Raw genomic sequence first — 18,114 nt, 5'->3', positions numbered from 1 at the left:
ACAGGATTTGATCAAAGGGTTATTCAGCAGGCACGGCTGTGCCATTTTCCCGGATGTCCGCACTCAGCTCGCGATTGACACGGGTGAGTGCGAAACGTTTCCAGATCACGAAAATCGAAGGAATGACGAACAACGTCAGCAGGGTGGCGGTTGCCATTCCGCCGACCATGGGCGCTGCAATCCGCTGCATGATTTCCGATCCGGTGCCTTGCCCGTACATGATCGGGATTAGGCCGGCGAAGATCGTTGCAACGGTCATCACTTTTGGCCTCACGCGAAGAAGTGCGCCCTCGAAGACGACGTCTTCAACGTCTTGCGGGGTCATCTCGCGGCCCTCGGTTGCGACCACCTGTTTGCGCTTCTCCCAGGCAAGGTTGAGGTAGAGCAACATCACGATTGCAGTCTCTACAGCCACGCCGGCCAGCGCGATGAAACCGACGATGACGGCAACCGACATGTCGAAATTCAAGTGCCACAGGAACCATACACCACCGGCCAGAGCGACTGGAAGAGCTGCCAGGATGATCCCGACCTCGATGACGCGGTTGAACGCCATGAACAGCATCAAGGTGATGATCAGGAGAGTTGCCGGAGCCACCAGCTTGAGCCGTTCCTGCATGCGCTGGATGTACTCGTACTGACCTGACCAGGCGATCGAGTACCCCGGTGGCAGCTGGACATTGTCGGCCACCACCTTGCGGGCTTCGGCAACATAGCCACCAAGATCCCGCCCGGCGATGTCTATGAAGACGAAGCCGGTGCGGCGGGCGTTTTCCGATCGGATCATCCCCGGCCCATCCACGACCTTGATGTCCGCAAGCGCTCCAAGTGGGATGTGCGCACCGGAGGGGGTGACCACAGGCAGTTCGCGCAAGCGTTCAGGGCTGTTGCGCCAGTCCTGCGGATAGCGCAGGTTGATCGGAAACCTCTCCAGTCCTTCGACGGATTCAGACACCTGCATGCCGCCGATTGCAGTCTGTACAACGTCCTGAATGTCTCGCACGCTCATCATGAAACGTGCTGCGGCTTCCCGGTTGACATCGATCTCGATGAACCGGCCACCTTGGGGGCGCTCTGCATAGGCCGAGGCCGTTCCGTCAATTCCGCCGACAACGCCCTCGATTTCGATGCCGATCTTCTCGATGACGGACAGGTCGGCCCCGGTGATCTTGACGCCGACAGGGGTCTTGATGCCGGTCGCCAGCATGTCGATCCGGTTCTTGATTGGCTGGATCCAGACATTTGTGACGCCCGGGATCTGAACCGCCTTGTCCAGTTCGTTGCGGATGCCGTCCATGGTCATGCCAGGTCGCCAATCGGACTGCGGCTTCAGCTGGATGGTGGTCTCGATCATTGTCAGCGGGGCCGGGTCGGTGGCTGATTCAGCCCGCCCAAGCTTGCCGTGAACAGTCAAGACTTCCGGAACCGTTGCGATCAGGCGATCGGACTGTTGCAGCACCTCCCGTGCCTTGCCGATGGAAACCCCTGGATAGAGCGTTGGCATATAGAGGAAATCGCCCTCGTTCAGCTCCGGCATGAACTCGGTGCCGATCCGCTGCAGCGGCCACCACATGGAGGCGACCAGAAGAGCTGCCAGGAGGGTCGTTGCCCAAGGCCAGGCGACAGCTGCATCCAGGAATGGCCGGTACATCCAGATCACGATCCGGTTGAGCGGGTTCTTTTGCTCCGACAGGATCCGCCCGCGGACGAAGTATCCCATCAGCACCGGAACGAGCGTGATCGACAGGATCGCGGCCGCCGCCATTGCGTAGGTTTTGGTGTAGGCCAATGGCTTGAAGAGCCGGCCTTCCTGGCTCTCCAGAACAAAGACCGGCAGGAAGCTGACCGTGATGATCGCCAGCGAAAAGAACAGGGCAGGGCCGACTTCCGAGGCGCATTCCCCAACGATCCGCCACCGGTTCTCGTTGGTCAGCTTTTCGTTTTCAAGGCGCCGGTGCATCGCCTCGATCATGACGATGGCCGCGTCCACCATCGCCCCAATGGCAATTGCGATGCCCCCGAGCGACATGATGTTCGCATTCACACCCTGCAGCTTCATGATGATGAAGGCGGCGGCAATGCCAAGCGGCAAGGAAAACAGGATGACCAGGGACGAGCGAATGTGCAGGAGGAACGCGGCACAAACCAGAACAACGACGATGAACTCTTCCGTCAGTTTCTTCTGGAGGTTGTCGATGGCCCGTTCGATCACGCCGGAGCGGTCATAGGTCGTGACGATCTCCACGCCTTCCGGCAAGCTGCTGCGCAGCTCTTCGATCCGGGCCTCGACGGCCTTGATCGTTGCCAGCGCGTTGCCACCCCAGCGCAGGATCACGACCCCGCCGACCGCATCGCCTTCGCCGCCGAATTCGCCGACCCCGCGGCGCATTTCCGGCCCAAGCCGGATATCCGCCACATCGCCGAGTGTCAGGGCGGCGCCCCGCTCGTTGACCATCAAGGGGGCTTTTGCAAGATCTTCCAGTTCATCGACATAGCCGGTGGAGCGGACCATGTACTCCGCTTCGCCCATCTCGATAACACTGCCCCCGGTCTCCCGGTTGGCGGCTTGGATCGCATTGCGGATCTGCGCCAGGGTGATGTCATAGGCCCTGAGCTTGTTTGGATCGACGACGACCTGATACTGCTTGACCATGCCGCCGATGGTGGCAACTTCCGATACCCCGTCGACGGTTTGCAGTTCATACTTCAGGAACCAGTCTTGCAAGGCTCTGAGCTGAGACAGGTCGTGATTGCCCGTCCGGTCGATCAGGGCGTATTGGTATATCCAGCCAACACCCGTTGCATCGGGCCCGAGTTGCGGGGAGACGCCATCCGGCAGGTTTGCGGTGATTTGACCGAGATACTCCAGGACGCGGGTCCGCGCCCAGTAGAGATCCGTACCGTCTTCAAAGACGATGTAGACATAGCTGTCGCCGAAGAAGGAGAAGCCGCGGACATCGCTGGCGCCAGGGACCGCGAGCATGGCGGTCGCCATGGGGAAAGTGATCTGGTCTTCTACCACCTGGGGCGCCTGACCCGGATAAGGGGTGCGCACGATCACCTGTACGTCAGACAGGTCCGGAATGGCGTCGACCGGTGTCTCGCGCACGGCCCAGATACCGGCCACAACCATCATGGCGGCCAGCGCCAGCATGATGATCCGGTTCGCGATCGAGGCCCGAATGATTGCGCTGATCATTACATGCCCTCCTCATGCCGGATGCCGACAAGCGTCAGCGTGAAGTCGGGATTGCGGCGGAACAGAAGCGTGACTTCCCCGGCGACCGGCAGGCTGGACAAGTCGAGCGCCTCATCGATGCCGAAATCCATCGTCATGCCGGGCATGCCGATATCTGTCATCGGGCCGTGGGAAATGTTCGCGGAACGGGCCGTGTCGTCCACGGCATTGATTGTGCCACGCACTTCCATCGGAGGCGCAACCGGCTCGGCCTTGGACAGGACCATGGTCATGCCATCGGGCCGGGAGAAGGTGAGGGTGGTCTCGGTGCCGACCGGCAGCGCCGCAGGATCAACACCGTCCTCCAGGGCAAAATCCATCGTCATGCCTGGCATGCCAGTTTCAACGATCGGCCCGTGAGTAATGGTGGCCTTGCGGGTCTGCATGTCCACGGCGTCGATCGTTCCGCTGACCACGATTGGGGCAGCTGCTACCTGTGGCTCGTCTGTGTCGGTTTCGGCGGCAGGTTCCTCTGCGCCTGACCGGCGGACGGCAACGATCGAGAACAGGCCATTCTCATCCTTGGCAAGGTCGAATTCGACCGGGACGTTGAGCGGCACTCCCGCTGCGTCGAAACCGGCAGCATCCAAATCCATCTGCATGGCCGGCCAGCCAAGTTCGGGCACCGGACCATGATCCATCTTCAGTTTTCCGTTCGGGGTCACCGCGAGCACCATGCCGGTGCCGGTTGCGGCAACACCGTCATCGCTGCCCAGGTCAATCAGTCCAAGAAGGCCATCTGCACCACGAGCTGCGCGGAAGGCCACCTGTTGCCCTTCGCTCAACTTCTCGAGGGAGATATTGGCCACAACGGGAAATCTGGAGGTCATTGCCGGCCAATCGACGCTCTCAAGCGCGTCATGGCGAATGGTTGCAATGCGAGCCGCGCGATCAAGGGCGATCAACTCGCCGGTACCACGCGCGGGCGCCTCATTGGTCGGGGCCATCCGCATCAGACCAGCATTGAGCGCACTTTCGCTGTCGATCAGGAACTGGGCAGAGGCGACGACTTCTTCGCCCGGGGCCAACCCTTGAACAACTTCGGTTCGACCGCCCTCGCCGAAATTGTCACGTAGGCCGGTGGTGATCAAACGGGGTTTGAAGGTTCCGTCCCCGACCTTGATGATCGCGCGTTCCGCAGCTCCGGTGCGTATGACCGCTTCGGTGGGAACCGTGACAGCTGTCCGCGTTGTGTTCGGCTCCAGCGTGACGTTTCCGAACATGTTCGGCCGCAAGAGCCCTTCGGAATTGTCGAACCTGAGGCGTACCGGCAAAGTTCGTGTTTGCGCATCGAGTGCGGGATAGATGTAATCAATTTCGCCTTCAAACGTCTGGCCCGGAAGGTGTTCGAACCTTGCCACGGCGCGCATATCTTCAGACAAACGGGCAATGTCCCGCTCAAAGACATCGACAATCAGCCAGACTTCGCCCAGATCGGTGATGGTCATTGCCTGGGTGCCGGGTTGCAGAAACATGCCGTCGGCTGCGTTCAGGGCAATCACCACACCATCACGCGGGGCAACAACCTGGATGCTTCGGGCAACCTCGCCGGATTTTTCTATTTCGGAAATCTGCGCTTCGGAAGCGCCAAGGCTGCGCAACTTGTTGCGGGCAGCTTCCAGCGACAGGCCGGTGCCGCTTTCCAGAGACCGCAGGAAATCAAAACTTGCAATCCCGAATTCGGGAGAGAAAAGCTCAAAAAGAATTTCGCCCTTTTTCACCTGATCCCCGACAGCCCGCACGTTCAGGATTTCGATCCAGCCGTCTACACGGGTGTGAATATGACTGGTGAGGTGTTCGTCGTACCCCGCAAATCCAACCGTTTCGATTTTCTGGGTTATCTCGCCGACCCGCGCCAAAGCGGTTCGCACGCCAATTGCATTGATTTCGGCGGCCGACAGTTGCACCTCGGCCGGATCACCGGATGGTTCCTGGCCGGCGTAGACCGGGATGAGGTCCATCCCCATGGGGGACTTGCCGGGGTTGGGTTGGCGGAAATTCGGGTCCATTGGGGCGACCCAATAGAGGATTTCGGTGTCGCCGGACGCAGTTTCGCCGGCGGGATTTAAGTAAAGTCGCTCAAGAAACACCCCACCTGCCACGCCTGCGGCAAGGGCCAGGATGCTGAGCGCGGAATAGCGTCCACGCATGATAACCTCTGAGTTGCCATCGGCAGGAAGCCAATGGGCCAATCAACAACGAAAGCTCGCGGTATTCCGCGAGATGGCGTTTCAGAGGACGCGTGGAGGACGTTCTGGGAGGGTGATTTCTGCCACTTGAAGCGCATCAGGTGGGGACTGCGCAAAACTCAAAGCAAGCAGATTTGGGATGAGACCACCAGCAATGCCGCCAAGTGTATAGCCTGCGCAAAGCATTCCTCCGCAACATCTGTCATTGCCTGAGGACCCGTGGTCGTGTGTGCCACCTGGCATCTCGACGGCAGCGTGCTTGACCATGTTCTCACACGTCATGCCGGCTTGGACGGTTGTGGGCTCGGAAGCTCCAGCCATTTGGTGTTGCATTGGCGCGCGCGCACCAGCAATCAAAGCGAACGCCACCAATAGCGTCGCTGCGATCCTGCCGAAATGTCGCGCGATTTTGCTCATCGACGGCGATATAATCGAGCGAACAGAAAATACAAGGGGAGGCAGATGGTGGCACCGTGCTCGAAGAACTTCGCGTCAGGGTGATAACGACTACAATCGTCCGGAAACTGCTGATTCTCTGCGATTTCTGATCAAACGGAAATTATTTTCGAACAAGTCACTCGTATTTTTTAGCGTTAACAAGGCATGAAGAGTGCGGCCTGCCAGATCCTGCGACGCCCAGAGACCGGAATAATGCTTTTTGGGCCAACCGTTTGAGGTTGTGCATGCGCGCAGTCCGGTCACGGCGTCCGTATATGTAACGTATGTCCTAGGGATTGAATAGAAAACCTAGAGAACGGCGTTTCAAAAAGGATCGCCATACATTGCCTATAAAACGCAAATCTCGGTATAGGAATTGAAAGAGCGTAACTTGAGATGCGTTTTCCATTCGCTGGCAACGCGGTCTACGATCCAAGCAACGTATCTCGGTCCAAATCAGAGTTGTCCTGACCTTCCTGCAAGCCAATTCCCCTTGCGCCATCCACGAGGAAGATGATCACGTCGTCTGCGAAGACACGTCGCAGGTCACGCAGGTGATCAGGCGATGAAAGTTTCGATTGTCGATATCTCGGTCAAAGCAGTACAGGAGAAGACCGTGGCCATTCCTCCAGATCGTTCCGACCGAAACTTGGTGTGGGAATGTTTTGCGATTGAAGGCCATGGTGCGCCGCGATGAAAAGAGGTTTCATTGCGATTTCTTTGCAAACAAAATCTAGGAACACGTGTAACTAATTGATTTTGTTGGTCGGGCAGGCCGGATTTGAACCGACGACCCCTTCACCCCCAGTGAAGTGCGCTACCAGGCTGCGCTACTGCCCGAACAGGCCTTACCTAACTTGTTCGAAAGGCCTGCGCAAGATGCTTGTTGCGCGGTCCGCAGCGGTTTTGCCCAGCTGTGTTTGTCTCTTTTGGTTTTGTTGCCGGATGTTTGAGGCTCAGCGGGTCGGGGACGGCGCCGACCCAATTCTCCAAACGCCACGCCGTTCCAGTTTATCCGCAGCAATCAGTCCCCAGGCGAGGCCGTACAGCATATACATGTGCCGCCAGTGATCGGTGTCGATGATGACGGACAAGATCAGATGGGCAATGAAGACGGAAAACACGGCCCGGACAAACGGTGTCCAGGGACGGGACTTGAAAACGAGCGGCAGAAACGCCGCGACCGTCCAGATCGCCAGCAGAATGTAGGCGAGGCCGCCGATCCAGCCATAGGTGGTGAAGCCTTTCAGATAGACGTTGTGCTCATCTTCATGAAAATACTTGTTGAACTCCAGTGGTCCAAGGCCGAGCGGATGTTCCATCACCATCTGGAACCCGAGGGCATAACGTGCAAACCGGCCGATCCGGCCACCGTCATACTCTTGAACGAGTCGGGCGCGCTGCGCAAACATATCCGCGACTGTGTCAATGGATAGCGCCACGGCCAAAAGCATGGCTGTTAAAAACACACCGGCGAGCCCAATAAGAACCAGCCGCCCGCGGCGGGCCGAGTTTTGTTCTGTCACCAGATGGATCACGTAGAGCAGCAAAAAGGACGCAAATAGAACGCCCCATGCACCGCGTGAAAAACTCAAGAAAATCCCGAGCACCAAGATGGCAAGCGGCACAAGCACATGCAGATTGCGCAGGATTGGACCGAGCAACAGTCTTTGGCTCAACAAGAGCGTTGGCAGAACCAGGAAGGGGCCAAAGACGTTGGGATCTTGAAAAGTGCCCCGGGCCCGGTCAAACCTTGTGAAATATTCCGCACCTGGAAACAGATGAAAATAACCAGCTATACCGAGGAGGGCGACGATCACCGCGCCCGCGATATAGCCGTGCTCGATAATCCGGCTGCGCTCGGGTGTTTCTGCAAGGATTGCAGCATAGAAAATCGCTGTCAGGCCCAGAAATCCGGAAACGGCCATATACATGAAGGCATCGCCGAAATTCCGGGCAAACGGCGTGGAACCGAGACCACCGGCGATGAACACCATCATCAGGATGATCAGCGGGGCAAACTCGCGGCGCAGTTTCAAGCCGCAGGCGAGCCAGATGATCGTCAGCATCACCATGTAGAGTTCGTAAGGCGCCGGCTCTTCGATCACGAAACCGGACAAAAAAGCCGCCAGCCACAGGGCGCCATTGCCCAGTGACCTGACTGAGAGGCCAAAAGAGGGCGGTGCAGGAAGCGCACCGCCATCATGGTCGGCCCAGACGGTCAATAGGCGTTCTCCGTGTTCAGAAGTTTGAGCGGTGTCAGGAACAAGATCTTCAGATCAAACAAGACCGACCAGTTCTCGATATAATAAACATCGCACTCGACGCGCTTCTGGATCTTTTCCGGTGTGTCCACTTCGCCGCGCCAGCCGTTGATCTGGGCCCATCCGGTGACACCGGGCTTGACCTTGTGGCGGGCGAAATAGCCGTCAACCACATCGTCCCAGGTCTTGTTATCGGTATGCGCATTGACTGCATGCGGACGCGGACCGACCAGCGAGAGGCTGCCTGCGAGAACGTTGAACAGTTGCGGCAGCTCATCAATGGAGCTCTTGCGGATAAACCGGCCAACAGGGGTTACGCGCGGATCACCCTTTGTCACAACCTTTTTCGCGTCCGGGTCTGCCATATCCGTATACATGGACCGGAATTTCAGAACGTCGATAATTTCATTGTTGAAACCATAGCGCTTCTGACGGAAGAGCACTGGTCCCTTGCTGTCTAGCTTGATCGCGATGACGGTTGCGATCATGACCGGGAACAAGCAGACGATCGCAATTACGGAAAACACCAGGTCGAAGATCCGTTTGGCCACCATATCCCAGTCAGCGATTGGTTTTTCAGCGACATCTACGAAAGGAACGGTGCCGATGAAAGAGGTGCCGCGGTCACGGAAGCGAACCTTATCGGTATGTGCGGACAGGCGAATGTCCACCGGCAAGATCCAAAGCTTTTTCAAAAGCTCCAGAACCCGTTTTTCGGCGCGCAAGGGAATGCAGACGATCAGCATGTCAATCCGGGCAAGGCGCGCAAATTCGACCAGTGCGCTGATGTTGCCGAGCTTCGGATAACCGGCAACAACAGCTGGCGAGCGTTCGTTAGAGCGATCATCGAAGATGCCGCAAATCCGGATGTCATTGTCCGACTGAGCTTCCAGGTCGTGGATCAGCTCCTGTGCAGCCGTACCGCCGCCGACAATGATTGCCCGCCGCTCCAAGCTGCCGGATTTTGTCCAGCGGCGCACCATTTGTGCCAACACAAGTCGTGTCAGGCAAAGCCCGACAAGGCCAAGCGCGTACCAAGCGCCAATCCAGGCGTCGGAAACGCCGGCGCCAAAGCCGGTCGCTGTGCGCAGAACGGCAAACATGGCAAAGACGAGTGTCCAGCCGGCAGAAACCCGGCCAATCTGGGAGAGGCGCTGGCGCATGACCGGCACCTGATAAACATCAGAGGCCTGAAAGAAGGCAAGCGTAAACAGAACGGCCAATCCAGCGGCAATAAAATGCGCGCTCGAAGCAACACCGGCTCCAGGTCCGGTAAGAAGAGCTGTCGCGCCTGCTGTCAGGATGATCGCAACATCGATCAGGCGGAGCATACCGCCGAGGACTGGAACGGAAATACCCTTGTTGCCCAGGCTTTGCGCAATGTCGAGCGCATCAAGCGATAGCCCGTTGTTTGCAACTTCGGCCAAATTGGCTTGCGCGGCTTCCATTGCAGCCAATGGCGAGCGCCGCAGCCGGTTCTCAAGGTGGCTTCTGACACCTTGCTGCCCATTACCGGCGGTCGCAGCGCTGCCTTGGTCTGTCATTTTATACGCGGGTTCGGTCATTATCGCTGGCTCGATCTCGCATAGACGGAAGATATGGTTGAAGACTGGCGGGTGCTGGCCGTTGTCCGCTGTGCCGGAGCCTCAGCTGGGGCAAGCCCCATTGCTTCCATGTACACAGCGTTGATCCGGTCGGTCATCAGTTCAACCGAGAAGGTTTCGGCAAGACACGGACGCATTTCGGCAGCTTCGGCCGCTTTGCGCTCTGGATTGTCCAGCGCGTCTTCCATGGTCAGTGTCAATTGGCTGATATGACCTGGTTCGATCAAACGGTTGGCGAACCGGCCAAAAATCTCAGGAATCCCGCCGGCGCGGGTCGCGATCAACGGACGCTGCGCAGCTACGGTTTCCAGGATTATATACGGCATGGCCTCCGCCCGGGATGGGATCACCACGGTCTTTGCAAGCTTGAAAGCTTCGCGGGCTTTCATGGGGCCGGTGAATGTCACAGAACCGCTTAAGCCGAGCTTTTCGACCATTTCCCGGTAGCGCGCTTCATCAGGTCCGTCACCAACAATTACCGCGGTTGGTGCTTCGCCGCGCTTAAGGCGCAAATTGTAAATTGCTTCTATGAAGAGGTCCGGCCCCTTCAGATCGCGCAGCATTCCGATAAAGACAAAATCCGCAGCATCCGGATTGGCAACCACCGGCTCAAAGTCTTGAGGTGCCAAGCCGTTGTAAACGATCCGGTTAATCGCCTTTGGCGTGCCGATTTTGGTTTCATAGGCAGCACTCTCGTAATCGGAGACGAAAACCAACCCGTCCGTGATCCGGCCCAGTGTGCTCTCAATGGTATGGTAGACCCGGCCCTCGAGGCGGTGCGGGTGATAATGAAGGCTGCCGCCATGCGGAGAATAGATACGGGCCGTCTTTTGACCGCGCAGGCCGAGATAAGTGCCGATCAACCGGGCATAGGCGCCACCTTTTGCGCCATGACCATGTAGAACCGTCGGCTTCAAATCCCTTATGTGCCGGTAAAGGGCGAGTGTCGCTGAGATATCCTGAAGTGTCAGCTGGCGGCGCATTGGAAAACGGCTGAGGCCCAAAGACAAATCGGCACGCAGCTCTTCAATCTGTGCGTCTTCAAAAGCGCCGCCGGTCGTGCTGTCGCAAATCAGACCGACTTTATGGCCTGCCTGCTCTTGGCAGCGGGCCAAATCTCTAACGTGACGGAATATTCCGCCGACCGGCGCGCGGACGCAATGCACGATCCGCATGGGAGGCGTTGTCATGGTGCAAATTCCCTGTTTGTGCTTTCAGGCTTCTTTTTGAGCCCGTTCAGCTGACAAGGTGCACCCTAACAAAGGGAGATGAGTCCTCGGTTAATTCAGGACTTGTTAGAAATACCGTTCCCGGACGTAAATTGTGTCCCCAGGACGGACAGGATCCGAAATCGGAACGCGGCCGTTTAGAATTTCACCGTTTATCTGACGGGTGATATCCACATCTTCCTGGCGGGCGCGAGAGCTGAATCCGCCCGCGGTCGCAATGGCGTTCTGCACAGTCATGCCGGCGACATAGTTATATTGGCCTGCGTTTTGCACTTCGCCCATGACGAAGACGGGACGGTAGGTGTCAACTTCAACCGATACATCAGGATCGCGAATATACCCCTGGCGAAGTTTGGCAGAAATTTCGGCGGCCAGACCTTGCTGGGTTTTTCCGCGAGCAGCAACACTACCAACCAGTGGGAATGAAATATATCCAGCCTGATCAATAACATAGGTGTTTGAGAGATCGTCCTGGCCAAACACAATGATGCGCAGCCGGTCGCTGGAATCCAGACGGTACGGCTGGGTCAAAGTTTCATGAAACGCAGTCGGCGGCTGCCGGTACCCGCTACACGCAGCCAGGCCCAGGCACAATGCCGGAACAAGTAGCGCTCTCATTCGCATCAACGACTCTCCTACAATTCTGGGAGAGGATCGCAAGCTATGGTTAATTGAGAGTGAAGAGCGGTTGGAGAAATAATCTGACCTGTAAAATGTGCGTATGCAAAAATTAACAGGCAGCACGATCTGTATTTTGGGTGCTTAACCGAACGCTTACCATAACTGGACATAATCCGCCGTATATCTGGAGAATAGAAACATGGATTCTGGGCGGCAGACCCTTTCAGACGATGATATGGCGCTTGATCTTGGCGGATTGTTCCGTGCCTTGGGCCGTGCCATGGGGTGGTTATTACCCTTAACGTTGATCGTCGCATTTGGCGTGTTTTTCGCGCTTCAATTCGTCGCGCCGAAATACAAGGGCGAGGCCAGGATCCTAATTGAGAGCACGGATATCAATATTCCGGGCGGCAACCGGGGTGTTGAAGGGGAACGGGCGCTTCTTGATTCCGAAGGGGTTGCCAGTCAGATCCAACTATTGATGGCAACGGATCTCGCGCGCAAAGTCGCACGCAAGATGGATTTAGCCGCGGTTCCTGAATTTGGCGCGCGCGGTGGGCAGTCTCTTGTTGGAAAGTTGCTGTCAGTCGCTGGTTTTGATCGCGGTCCCGCGGGCGATACCGCAGAAGAACGGGTGCTCAAGCACTATTTTGAAAACCTGGACGTTTATCGCTTGGATGAATCCCGGGTGATTGCGGTCGACTATGCGGCAGAAGATCCGCTTTTGGCGGCCGAGGTGGCTAATACAATTGTCGACGAGTTTCTCGCTCTGCAATCCAGCGCCAAGCGTCAGTCGACCGAAATGACGTCTGCAGCGCTGGAGCCGCAGATTGTCGAACTGCGCAAGGACGTTCAATCGGCCCGGCAGGCCGTAGCAGATTTCCGGGCGCGGGCCGATCTTTTGATTGGCGCAGATAACATTCCACTTAATCAGCAGCAACTGGCAGACACCAGCAGCGATTATTCTGCAGCTCAAGCCACCAAAGCTGAAGCTCAGGCAAAGGCGGAGCTGATCCGCGAACTTCTGAATTCAGGCGGATCTCTGGAAACTGCGAGTGATGTTCTGAACTCGCAGCTCATTCAGCGGCTGCGTGAACGACAGGTGGAAATTCAGTCCAATATTGCGGAACTGTCTATTACGCTGTTGCCGAACCATCCGCAAATCAAGGCACTGCAATCGCAGCTGAACGACTATGACAGGCAGATTCGCTCTGAAGCACGCAAAATTTTGCAGGGCTTGGAAAACGATGCCCGGGTCGCCAACCAACAGGCACTCGCGCTCGGACGGCGCTTAGAAGACCTGAAAGTAGCGGCAGCTAAATCCAACGCCGATCAGGCGCGCCTCAGCGAATTGGAGCGGGAAGCCGATGCCAAAGCGGCCCAGCTTGATCAACTGTTGCTCAGCTTTCAGGAAGCCGACACCCGCTTGAGGGCGCAGATTCTACCGGCAGATGCGCGTATCGTATCCCGGGCGAATGTTCCAGTTGAACCGTTTTCTCCGAAAGTTGTTCCGAGCACAATTGTAGCAGCGTTGATGACCTTTATTCTCGGCTGCGCTTATGTCGTTATGCGTGAGTTGTTGAGCGGCCGGGTCCTTTATTCAACCGGCAAACCTCAAGGGACAATGCGTCCGGATACAGCGGAGATGCCCGTTCCTCCTGCTAAAGACACAAGCGGGTCCTTCACATGGGGCCCGAGTTACCAAACTGGGTATCAGGGCTACAAATTCGACAACAAAATTGGTGATCTCAACAGCCCTGAGGAGGTTGAAGACACTCCAAATGAAATCGAAGAGCCGGAATACGAACCGGAACCTATTGAAGAAGAAGTCCCTGCAGAGCCCGCTCCCCGCCGTAAAACACTTCGCGGGAAACGTGGTGCCGCTTACGATCAAGATGTGTCGCCGGACTGGCTTGGAACTTTGCGTTCTGGACAAGATGATGTGGAGGAGACACCGGTTTCTCCGCGTCCTGCACGCCGCAAGGCAAAACCAGCTGCGCCTGATGCATTGGCAGCATCTGACGTTGCGGCCGAGGGGCGGATCGTTGTTTTGAGTGTAGATGAGCCGGATCTGTCACACCAATTGGCCTTTGATCTGGCACGTAAAGCTGCGGGGGAAGGGGACACGGCCCTCTTTATGGAAGTCTTCCCGGAGCAGGAAGATACCCGGGCTGCAGAAGGCTTCGCCGACATTGTCGCCGGCAAAGCGCCATTTGCGAAGGTTGTTTACCGGGATGCCGGCTCAAAGGCGCATATTATTGAAGCTGGACGCCTGGCAATTACCGATGAGATGGTCCGCTCCGACCGGTTTAAACTGGCTTTGGATGCGATCCAGTCAACCTATGAAACTGTCGTGGTTGACCTTGGCGCGATCGATGGAACGCTGGCGAGCGCCCGGATGCTCAGCTTTGCTGACCGGGTGTTGATCGCAGCCAGTGCGCCGGATCACAGTCATGAACTGGAAAGCGCGGCAAACCTTCTTGCCCACAATACTGGCGCTTCAGTGGAAATCGTTGTAGCTGGAGACCCGGGTGCAGGGCCGCAGCGCAACGGTGATGGCCATGCTGCCTAAACGGTGATCGGTCCAATTTGAGAAAATGGAGAGGGCGGGGCTATTTATCCGGCGCCCGCCATTGCCGGAGTTTCTTCACCAGCGGCCACAGGCGATCAGAGTTCCGGATTGCTGATTTCAGCCGGGTTTTTGCAGACAGTGCTTTTGAGAAGATCTGGCCTTTGACAGTGATCGGCAGAAGGCCGTCGCAAAGCGCTTCCGGCGATGTCCAGCCGGTTTTGTACTTTTCTTCTCCGACGCCGAGATCCAAAACAGTCGTGTCAGGATCTGCACAGATCTCTTCAATGATCTCCCGGATCAAAACCAGCCCTGGACTGTTTTTCAGCAGTTCGTCATGGGCGACACTGTTGCTGTAGGCGTAAAGTGTGTCCTGATGGCGCCCGCACAAATATGTGGCGCGTATTTTCCCGCTGACTTTCAAGGTCCAGATTTGAAGCGGAGGATTGGTACCTGCAACATGCCTTTCAAGACCTACGGCATGTCTCAAAAATGCCTGCGCTGTCTTATCGGAAAAAGCATTCGGGATACCGGTGATCCGGGCACGGGCTTCGCGTTGCGATAAGAATGCCACGAGCCCGGCTTCAATCTCTTCTTTTTGAGAGCATCGGCCAAACTCATAGTCACCGGCGTCCTGAAGATGCCGCCGTTTGCGCGTCAGGTTTTTGCGGGCGGACTTGCTATGGGTGTCAGCAAAAAGCGTCTGAAAATCGCTGTCGACATTGCCCCGGAAAACCGGACTTGGGCTGGGCTGGGCATTGTCCAGGCAAAGAGGATGTTTTTGGCCGTGCCACGAGACCGGGACATTTTGTAATGCGAGACAATCAGCCTTTGCGGCCCTGCAGATCCGGTCAAGGAGATCTTGGATCGTGCCGCTTTGAACAGTGTCATAAAACGCTCGGTCCCAAAGTCCTGTGTTCTGATTGCCGATGCCGGCACCTAAGAAACTCAAAAAACAAAACCCCGCCTTCTTCTTTAATAAGAGGGGCAGCAGCAGGACAGGCTGGCCCGCTTGACGTGCGACGGCGATTAGCGGCTGGTTATCATTCTCCCGGCCAAGCGTTTCCAGATAGGCTTGGCACCATGTCCGGCTTTGGTATGGCGTTGCGTATCCGGTTTCATAAAGCTGTTGCCAGTCCTCGGCGGCCTGGTCGAAACCGGTAACCAGTTGCAGATCGATTGCAGTCGTCGTCACAGGGTGCTGGTTCTGAACGTCCACAGATATGTCATCGGACCTGACGGAAACTTCTGAGGGTTTTTCGGCAAGGGAAAAGCCAGCGGACACGGAGGGACTCACACTCAATACGAACTAAACTCTCGCTAGAAATATCAATAATTATTAAAGAAAACGTGCGTTATTGGATTACTTTCTAGAGTTGGGGCCTTTCGCCAGATGAGCATTCGCTACAAAGCGTTTTCGAGCGCGTTTGGGATATTGCAGAAAACGGGTTTAAGCCGGCTTCTGGCGCCCATGACGCAAGGCTGCGGCGCTGTATTCATGTTGCACCACGTCCGCCCGGAGCGGGACGGTGCGTTTCAGCCCAACCGTCATCTGGAAATCACACCTGAGTTTCTACGGCTGACGGTCGAGCGGATCCGCGCCAATGGCTATGAAATCCTGGCGCTTGATGAGGCCGTGGACCTGTTGAAGTCCGGCTACGGACGAAAGCGGTATGCGGTCTTGACCTTCGACGATGGCTATAGAGACAATTTGGACGTTGCCTATCCGGTTCTGAAAGGACTGCAGGCGCCGTTTACGGTGTTTGTCGCCAGCGGATTGATTGATCGGACCACAGAGCTCTGGTGGGAAGCGCTGGAGCTGATGATCGGCAGCCAAGATGAGATTGTGTTCTCTGAAGACGGTGCCCGAGAGGGGATTTCTTGCCGGACAGCGGACGAAAAATGTACGTGCTTTAACAAGCTCACAGACTATCTGACGCTTGAGGCCAGTGAGCAGGAACAACGTGCGATTATCAGAGCGTTGGCTGATCGCTACGGGGTTGATCTTCAAGATCTTGCTGACCGGGAAATGATGACCTGGGATGAGGTCCGGCAACTCGCCTCAGATCCGCTCGTGACAATTGGGGCCCACACTCATGACCATTTTGCCCTGGCCCGGCTTGAACCGGATCTTGCTCGCGCGGACATCGATAAAGGCTTGCAAAGGCTTGAAGATGAACTCGGCCAGCGGCCAAAGCACTTTGCTTATCCTTACGGCAAACCGAATGCAGTAAATGAAGGCGCGGCCGAAATTGCGCGCGCCAACGGATTTGCATCCGCAGTCACGACTTTTCCAGGGATCCTGCAGTCGGCGAATGCGCGCGACTTGATGCTGTTACCGCGGGTGTCGCTGAACGGCTGTTATCAGGATCCGGCAATCATTGATCAGTATCTGACCGGAGCCCCCTTTGCCCTTTATAACGCAGCCAGTTGGCTGTCTTCAGGTTTCGGATTGAGAGACCGGACAAAAGCACGGACTTAAGAGTTCTTCTTTCCGCCGCGTTCCATCCACCAAATGATTGCGCCTGCCGGAACGACCCATAAAAGGCCGGCAACAGCGAAATAGCCGAATCTCACGAGGTTCGATGCTTGCTGCAAAGTCATGTCGCCGATCACCATTGCCAGGAAGGCATAAACGACAACGAAGATGACCAGCACAACCATGCCGAAGAATTTGCGGAACGAGGGAACCATGTGTGATCCGTGCGGTAGGGACTTAAAAGCGATGATTTGCCGCGACTGAGCCGCTAAGGCTTGCCGCTTTCCCTCCGCACCTATATCTCCCCGTACCAAAGGTCAAACCAGTTTAGAAAAATTCGGAGAAAGCGGGCAATGACAGTGTCCACGGATAGCCTTCAGGCTGCCGGTCAGAATTTCGGATCGAAAGAACAAGCGCGCATTCACAGCAGCCGGACGATGATCAGGTGGTGGCTCTATGCGGTTTGTTTCTTGATCCTGGTCATGGTTGTCGTGGGCGGGGCGACCCGCCTCACCGAGTCAGGACTGTCAATCACCGAATGGAAGCCGATCCACGGTGCTATTCCGCCGTTGTCGGATGCCGATTGGCAGGAAGAATTCGAAAAATACCAGCAGATCCCGGAATACCAGCTGATCAACAAGGGCATGAGTCTGGACGAGTTCAAGTTCATCTTCTGGTGGGAGTGGGGGCACAGGCTGCTCGGCCGCTTCATTGGCATTGCGTTTTTTGTGCCGATGGTGGCGTTTTGGGCCGCGGGCCGGATTGAGCCCTGGTTGAAACCGCGCCTGGTGGTTGGTCTTGCACTCGGCGGGCTTCAAGGATTTGTCGGCTGGTGGATGGTGGCGTCCGGCCTGGTGGACCGCGTCGATGTTAGCCAGTACCGGCTGGCGACGCATTTGACGCTGGCGCTGATCATCTTTGCGTATTTGTTCTGGATCGCGCGGCGGCTTGCACCTCATGACGCCCCGCCAAAACACACAAGCACTGCTTTGCTGCCGCTCGGCTGGGTTTTTATGGCAGCCCTTTTTGTCCAGCTGTTCTTCGGCGGGCTAGTAGCCGGTCTCAATGCTGGGTTCACCTACAACACCTGGCCGTTGATGGACGGGCAGTTCATTCCAACCGGTCTCTTGTCGGAAACACCGCTGTGGCTGAACTTCTTTGAAAACATCCTGACCGTGCAGTTCCAGCACCGGATGGCAGCCTATCTTCTAGTCGCGTTGGCCGTAGTTCTTGTCTGGCGGACGTGTTCGGAGACAAAGGCCAAGCGCGTGCGCCTGCCGGCGTTCCACCTGGCGGCTTTTGTTGTCCTGCAGATGGTCTTCGGAATTGGAACGCTGCTTGGATTTGGCGCGTTCACCGGCGACCTCTCCATGCATCAGCTCGGTGTCGCTTTGGTTCACCAAGGGTTTGCTGTTTTTGTTCTGGCCGCCGCCGTCGACTATTTGGTGGCATTAAAGGGGGAGTACCCAGTGCGGGTGTAGAC

Annotated in this window: 12 protein-coding genes and 1 tRNA gene; 4 read left to right on the top strand and 9 right to left on the bottom strand. The window is 56.7% G+C overall.

What is annotated here, in order from left to right:
* Window positions 1–19: 19 nt before the first annotated feature.
* Both FJ695_RS21130 and FJ695_RS21125 read right to left on the bottom strand, forming a co-directional pair.
* A complete protein-coding gene (locus tag FJ695_RS21130) occupies window positions 20–3,199 on the bottom strand; it encodes an efflux RND transporter permease subunit (RefSeq protein ID WP_141187280.1) in 3,180 nt (1,059 codons plus the stop codon).
* On the bottom strand, window positions 3,199–5,388 hold the full coding sequence (locus tag FJ695_RS21125) for an efflux RND transporter periplasmic adaptor subunit (RefSeq protein ID WP_141187279.1): 2,190 nt from the start codon (window positions 5,386–5,388) through the stop codon (window positions 3,199–3,201). Before FJ695_RS21125 ends, FJ695_RS21130 begins: the two co-directional genes overlap by 1 nt.
* Before the next feature lie 1,042 nt (window positions 5,389–6,430).
* On the opposite strand from FJ695_RS21125, the gene FJ695_RS28420 reads away from it, so the two are divergent.
* Window positions 6,431–6,562, top strand: coding sequence for a hypothetical protein (locus FJ695_RS28420; RefSeq protein WP_256370131.1), 132 nt, complete (start codon window positions 6,431–6,433; stop codon window positions 6,560–6,562).
* A gap of 66 nt (window positions 6,563–6,628) precedes the next feature.
* On the opposite strand, the gene FJ695_RS21120 is transcribed toward FJ695_RS28420, so the two are convergent.
* The 5 genes from FJ695_RS21120 to FJ695_RS21100 form a co-directional block, all read right to left on the bottom strand.
* Window positions 6,629–6,705: transfer RNA gene (locus FJ695_RS21120), tRNA-Pro, on the bottom strand.
* A 116-nt stretch (window positions 6,706–6,821) separates the two neighbouring features.
* Complete coding sequence (locus FJ695_RS21115) at window positions 6,822–8,090, bottom strand: O-antigen ligase (protein WP_141187278.1); 1,269 nt, start codon at window positions 8,088–8,090, stop codon at window positions 6,822–6,824.
* Window positions 8,087–9,694 carry an undecaprenyl-phosphate glucose phosphotransferase gene (locus FJ695_RS21110; RefSeq protein ID WP_141187277.1) on the bottom strand — a complete coding sequence of 536 codons (1,608 nt, stop codon included), beginning with the start codon at window positions 9,692–9,694 and terminating at the stop codon, window positions 8,087–8,089. Before FJ695_RS21110 ends, FJ695_RS21115 begins: the two co-directional genes overlap by 4 nt.
* The gene (locus FJ695_RS21105) at window positions 9,694–10,923 is read right to left on the bottom strand and encodes a glycosyltransferase family 4 protein (protein ID WP_168206448.1); all 1,230 of its coding nucleotides are present in this window, start codon (window positions 10,921–10,923) and stop codon (window positions 9,694–9,696) included. Before FJ695_RS21105 ends, FJ695_RS21110 begins: the two co-directional genes overlap by 1 nt.
* 105 nt (window positions 10,924–11,028) lie before the next feature.
* Window positions 11,029–11,586 carry a polysaccharide biosynthesis/export family protein gene (locus tag FJ695_RS21100; protein WP_141187276.1) on the bottom strand — a complete coding sequence of 186 codons (558 nt, stop codon included), beginning with the start codon at window positions 11,584–11,586 and terminating at the stop codon, window positions 11,029–11,031.
* A 196-nt stretch (window positions 11,587–11,782) separates the two neighbouring features.
* Here FJ695_RS21100 and FJ695_RS21095 point away from each other — a divergent pair, with 196 nt between their 5' ends.
* Window positions 11,783–14,155, top strand: a complete 2,373-nt coding sequence (locus FJ695_RS21095; RefSeq protein WP_141187275.1) for an exopolysaccharide transport family protein — start codon at window positions 11,783–11,785, stop codon at window positions 14,153–14,155.
* 40 nt (window positions 14,156–14,195) lie between these two features.
* Here FJ695_RS21095 and FJ695_RS21090 read toward each other — a convergent pair whose 3' ends face one another.
* Complete coding sequence (locus tag FJ695_RS21090) at window positions 14,196–15,437, bottom strand: GNAT family N-acetyltransferase (protein ID WP_168206447.1); 1,242 nt, start codon at window positions 15,435–15,437, stop codon at window positions 14,196–14,198.
* A gap of 108 nt (window positions 15,438–15,545) precedes the next feature.
* Between FJ695_RS21090 and FJ695_RS21085 the strand changes: the two genes are divergently transcribed.
* A complete protein-coding gene (locus FJ695_RS21085) occupies window positions 15,546–16,634 on the top strand; it encodes a polysaccharide deacetylase family protein (protein ID WP_141187273.1) in 1,089 nt (362 codons plus the stop codon).
* Here the strand turns inward: FJ695_RS21085 and FJ695_RS21080 are convergent.
* Complete coding sequence (locus FJ695_RS21080; protein WP_141187272.1) at window positions 16,631–16,846, bottom strand: DUF2842 domain-containing protein; 216 nt, start codon at window positions 16,844–16,846, stop codon at window positions 16,631–16,633. The two genes, FJ695_RS21085 and FJ695_RS21080, sit on opposite strands and share 4 nt — an antisense overlap.
* A 138-nt stretch (window positions 16,847–16,984) precedes the next feature.
* Here FJ695_RS21080 and FJ695_RS21075 point away from each other — a divergent pair, with 138 nt between their 5' ends.
* Window positions 16,985–18,112: a COX15/CtaA family protein gene (locus FJ695_RS21075; protein WP_141187271.1), complete on the top strand. Its 1,128-nt coding sequence runs from the start codon at window positions 16,985–16,987 to the stop codon at window positions 18,110–18,112.
* The last annotated feature ends 2 nt before the right edge of the window (window positions 18,113–18,114 follow it).

This window comes from Labrenzia sp. PHM005 (genome assembly GCF_006517275.1).
GTDB lineage: Bacteria > Pseudomonadota > Alphaproteobacteria > Rhizobiales > Stappiaceae > Roseibium.
The sequence above is the reverse complement of the archived record's forward strand: the minus strand, read 5'-3'. Positions and strand labels throughout refer to the sequence as shown.

Excerpts from the sequence above, each read along its gene's own strand:
- FJ695_RS21125 (WP_141187279.1), bottom strand. The coding sequence starts at position 5,388 with ATGCGTGGACGCTATTCCGCGCTCAGCATCCTGGCCCTTGCCGCAGGC.
- FJ695_RS21075 (WP_141187271.1), top strand. The coding sequence starts at position 16,985 with ATGACAGTGTCCACGGATAGCCTTCAGGCTGCCGGTCAGAATTTCGGA.
- FJ695_RS21100 (WP_141187276.1), bottom strand. The coding sequence starts at position 11,586 with ATGCGAATGAGAGCGCTACTTGTTCCGGCATTGTGCCTGGGCCTGGCT.
- FJ695_RS21110 (WP_141187277.1), bottom strand. The coding sequence starts at position 9,694 with ATGACCGAACCCGCGTATAAAATGACAGACCAAGGCAGCGCTGCGACC.
- FJ695_RS21085 (WP_141187273.1), top strand. The coding sequence starts at position 15,546 with ATGAGCATTCGCTACAAAGCGTTTTCGAGCGCGTTTGGGATATTGCAG.
- FJ695_RS21080 (WP_141187272.1), bottom strand. The coding sequence starts at position 16,846 with ATGGTTCCCTCGTTCCGCAAATTCTTCGGCATGGTTGTGCTGGTCATC.
- FJ695_RS21130 (WP_141187280.1), bottom strand. The coding sequence starts at position 3,199 with ATGATCAGCGCAATCATTCGGGCCTCGATCGCGAACCGGATCATCATG.
- FJ695_RS21095 (WP_141187275.1), top strand. The coding sequence starts at position 11,783 with ATGGATTCTGGGCGGCAGACCCTTTCAGACGATGATATGGCGCTTGAT.
- FJ695_RS28420 (WP_256370131.1), top strand. The coding sequence starts at position 6,431 with ATGAAAGTTTCGATTGTCGATATCTCGGTCAAAGCAGTACAGGAGAAG.
- FJ695_RS21105 (WP_168206448.1), bottom strand. The coding sequence starts at position 10,923 with ATGACAACGCCTCCCATGCGGATCGTGCATTGCGTCCGCGCGCCGGTC.